3 protein-coding genes and 1 pseudogene are annotated in these 2853 nt (G+C 72.6%); 3 read left to right on the plus strand and 1 reads right to left on the minus strand.

Features of this window, described 5'->3' with window-relative positions:
- From AOK16_RS22520 to AOK16_RS22530, 3 genes and pseudogenes are all read left to right on the plus strand, one after another.
- Window positions 1-196 (plus strand): annotated as a pseudogene (locus tag AOK16_RS22520) (TIGR04222 domain-containing membrane protein); the annotation flags it as partial.
- 226 nt (window positions 197-422) lie between these two features.
- Window positions 423-1337: a VOC family protein gene (locus AOK16_RS22525; protein WP_055473990.1), complete on the plus strand. Its 915-nt coding sequence runs from the start codon at window positions 423-425 to the stop codon at window positions 1335-1337.
- Between the two features lie 57 nt (window positions 1338-1394).
- Window positions 1395-2189: an SDR family oxidoreductase gene (locus AOK16_RS22530; protein ID WP_055473991.1), complete on the plus strand. Its 795-nt coding sequence runs from the start codon at window positions 1395-1397 to the stop codon at window positions 2187-2189.
- Window positions 2190-2295: 106 nt separating this feature from the next.
- Here the strand turns inward: AOK16_RS22530 and AOK16_RS22535 are convergent.
- On the minus strand, window positions 2296-2853 hold a 558-nt coding region (locus AOK16_RS22535; RefSeq protein WP_240483702.1), incomplete at its 5' end, for a thiamine pyrophosphate-dependent enzyme.

Consider the following 2853-nt stretch of genomic DNA (forward strand, 5'->3'; position numbering starts at 1 on the left):
CAAGAACGGCACAGCCCGCCGAGGCCACTTCTCGCTCTCCCTCTACGAGGCCGCGTTCCTCGCCGGCGGCCCGCGCCGGGTCGCGGACCTGGCACTGGTGTCGATGGCGGGCCAGCGGCGGCTGCTGCTCGCGCACACCGGGTGGGCCACCGTCGTCGACCCCGAGGGGCGGGACGAGGTCGAACGGTCGGTCGTGACGACGTCCCGGTCGGTTACGAGGGGTCCGCGGGCTGCCCCCGGCGCCTCGTACCGGACCGGGTCCCGCTGAACGTGCGGCCCGCTGCCCGGCGAGCACGGGGAAAAATCCGCTATCGGGCCGGCCTCGCCGGCAAAGAAGGGCCGAAATGGATGGCCCCTTTTCCGCGGATGGCCGGTAGCGTCTTTCGGGAACCGTCAAGGATCAGGCCGGGGGCGAAGTCACGATGATTACCCATGTCCGGAGTGTGGCACTCGGCGTGCCCGACATCGGCGCCGCGCGCGAATTCTTCGAGAAGCACTGGCAACTGGATCTCGTCGCCACCGATTCGGACCGGGTGTTCCTGGGAGCCGGGTGCCAGGAAAGTCACGTGCTGCGATTACGGGCCACCGCCGAGCCCCGGGTGGACCTGCTGTGCCTGGCGGCGGCCACCGTCGCCGACGTGGACGAGATCGCCGAGCGGGTGGCGGCCCACCCGCTCGGCCGCCTCGTCAGCCCGCCCGCCACCTGCGGCGATGTGGGGGGCGGATATCGGTTCCGGTTCCTCGACTGCGAGGGGCGCACCGTCGAGGTGTCGTCTCGGGTGGCGGTGCGGGCGTTCCGGTCCGTCGAACCGGGCGAGAGCAGGCCGACCGGTATCAGCCACGTGGTGCTCAACACCGCGGACCTGCCGACCACGCTGGCGTTCTACCAATCGGTTTTCGGCCTCAAGGTGACCGATTGGGTGGAGGACATCATGGTATTCCTTCGCGCCGGAACGGCTCACCACCTGCTCGCTTTCACCCGCGCACCCCACACGTCGCTCAACCACGTCGCATTCGAATTGCTCGGAATCGATGAATTCATGCGGGCGACCGGCGCAATGGCGAGGCAGGGATATTCACCACTGTGGGGTCCCGGCAGGCACGGGGTCGGGGCGAACACCTTCACCTATTTCCAGGAGCCGACTTCGGGGTTCGTCGCCGAATACACGACCGGCATGCTCCGGATCGACCCCGATCACGAGTGGACTCCGCGCGTCTACCCGGCCAACGCCCAGACCAGCGACAGCTGGGGGGTGGCGGCGGCGCGCGACGAAGCAGTGTCGGCGAGTCTGCGGGGCCGTCCGGACACGGGGCTGTGGCAGCCACCGCCGGTGTGACCGTGCGGGGACCGTCGGGGGCGACAAGGGGAGCGAGGAGTGGGGGGAGACAGCGGCATGGCGATCGATGGTGGCCGGCGGACGGAACGCGGACCGGTCGCGGTGGTGACCGGCGGTGCCTCCGGGATCGGGCGCGCCGTCGTGGCCGACCTCGTGGCGCACGGCTACCGGGTCGCGGTGCTCGACCGCGACCTTCCCGAGGGACGCGGCCTTCCCCAGGTGCACGAGGCCGACCGGGTGCGGTGGGTGGTCGGCGACGTACGCGACCCCGACGCGCACTCCAGGGTGGTGGAGGCCGCGCTGTCTCACTTCGGGGGGCTGGATCTGTTCGTCGGCAACGCCGGGGTCCACGACGGCGGGATCCGGGTGCGCGATCTCGCCGGGGCCGCCCTGGCCGAGGTGGCCCGGCACGTCCTCGACGTGGACGTCGTCGGCTATCTGCTCGGGGCGCGGGCGGCCGCAGGACCCCTCGCCGACAGCGGCGGTTCGATGGTCTTCACCCTGTCCGACGCGTCCTATCTCGTACGCGGCAACGGCGCGGGCATCGCGTACACCGCCGCCAAGTACGCCGCGCTGGGGGTGGTGCGCCACCTGGCCGCCGACCTCGCGCCCTCGGTCCGGGTCAACGCCGTGGCCCCGGGCGGGGTCGTGACCGGACTGCGCACCGTGGCCGGCGACCGCGTCTTCGGCGGCACCGAAGAGATCACGGCGGCGGTGCGGGGCCTCAACCCCCTGGGCGTGGTGCTGCGGGCCGAACAGGTCGCCCCGCTCTACCGGTTCCTGGCGTCCGCCGCGGCGGCGGGCATGACCGGCGAGGTGCTGCGCCCCGACGGCGGCCTGGCCGTGCGGTAGGGCGCCACCGTCGAGCCGACCCAGCCGACCCAAGCCGACCGACCCAAGCCAGCACAGTCCAAGCCGACCCAGCCCAAGCCGACCCTGCCCAAGCAGACCGGCCGGTTCACCGGTCCACCACGACCTCCAGCACGTACGGGCCCGGGGCCGTGAGCGCGGCGCGCAGCGCCGGTGCGAGTGCGGCGGGGTCGTCGACCCTGCTGCCCGCGCACCCCTGGGCGGTGGCGAGGGCGGCGAAGTCCAGTCCACCGAGCTCCGTGCCCACCGGTTTCGCCATGCCGAACCGCTCGGCGAAGGCGTCCACCGTGGCGTAACCGCGGTTGTTCACCACGATGACGGTGAGTGCGACGCGCAGTCGTGCGGCGGACCACAGCGCCTGGATGCCGTACATGGCCGAGCCGTCGCCCACGACGGCGACCACGCGCGCGTCCGGCCTGCCCAGCGCGATGCCGACCGCCGCGGGAAGCCCGTGTCCCAGCGCGCCGCTGGCCGTGGTGTAGAAGGTCTCGGGCCCCAGGTTGGGCAGGTGCTCGCACATCACGGGCCGGGTTCCGGGGGCCTCCTCCACCACGACGCACCCCGGCGGGCGCTCCTCGGCCAGGGTGTGCACCAGGTGCGCCTGGGTGATCCCGGTCGCGGAGGGCGTGGGCGGCGCGGGACGGCG

This window comes from Streptomyces pathocidini (genome assembly GCF_001418495.1).
GTDB lineage: Bacteria > Actinomycetota > Actinomycetes > Streptomycetales > Streptomycetaceae > Streptomyces > Streptomyces pathocidini.

What these genes read in the sequence shown, in the direction of transcription:
- AOK16_RS22525 (WP_055473990.1), top strand. Translation starts at nt 423, where the DNA reads ATGATTACCCATGTCCGGAGTGTGGCACTCGGCGTGCCCGACATCGGC.
- AOK16_RS22530 (WP_055473991.1), top strand. Translation starts at nt 1,395, where the DNA reads ATGGCGATCGATGGTGGCCGGCGGACGGAACGCGGACCGGTCGCGGTG.